The organism is Exiguobacterium aestuarii, assembly GCF_020171655.1.
Taxonomy (GTDB): Bacteria; Bacillota; Bacilli; order Exiguobacteriales; family Exiguobacteriaceae; genus Exiguobacterium; species Exiguobacterium aestuarii_A.
This window is the reverse complement of record NZ_JAIVAC010000016.1, coordinates 1-684: the sequence shown is the minus strand read 5'-3', so window position 1 is coordinate 684 and position 684 is coordinate 1. Positions and strand designations below refer to the sequence as shown.

General features: G+C 52.9%; 1 tRNA gene and 2 rRNA genes. All 3 read left to right on the top strand.

Annotated elements, in window-relative coordinates:
• Positions 1-391, top strand: a 23S ribosomal RNA gene (locus LCM29_RS15165); the annotation flags it as partial.
• 93 nt (positions 392-484) lie between these two features.
• A 5S ribosomal RNA gene (rrf, locus tag LCM29_RS15160) occupies positions 485-601 on the top strand.
• Positions 602-609: 8 nt separating this feature from the next.
• Positions 610-684, top strand: a tRNA-Asn gene (locus LCM29_RS15155).

Here is a 684-nt window from a genome sequence, read left to right as displayed (position 1 = left end):
GCTCATCGCATCCTGGGGCTGGAGTAGGTCCCAAGGGTTGGGCTGTTCGCCCATTAAAGCGGTACGCGAGCTGGGTTCAGAACGTCGTGAGACAGTTCGGTCCCTATCCGTCGTGGGCGCAGGAAATTTGAGGAGAGCTGTCCTTAGTACGAGAGGACCGGGATGGACGCACCGCTGGTGTACCAGTTGTTCCGCCAGGAGCATCGCTGGGTAGCTACGTGCGGACGGGATAAGTGCTGAAAGCATCTAAGCATGAAGCCCCCTCCGAGATGAGATTTCCCTTTGAGCAATCAAGAAAGACCCCTCAGAGACGATGAGGTAGATAGGTCATGGGTGGAAGCGTGGTGACACGTGGAGCTGAATGATACTAATCGGTCGAGGCTTTGATCTAGTCTATGGTTTGTGTTGATGAATCCTCAGTTTTCAGGGAATAAACCCTAAACATTATTGACATGCGTATGACGTGGTGTTAATATTCATTTTGTCTGGTGGCGATAGCGAGACGGCCACACCTGTTCCCATGCCGAACACAGAAGTTAAGCGTCTCAGCGCCGAAAGTAGTTGGGGGATCTCCCCCTGTGAGGATAGGACGTTGCCAGGCAAGATCGTTCCGCAATAGCTCAGTGGTAGAGCAACCGGCTGTTAACCGGTAGGTCGTAGGTTCAAATCCTACTTGCGGAGCCA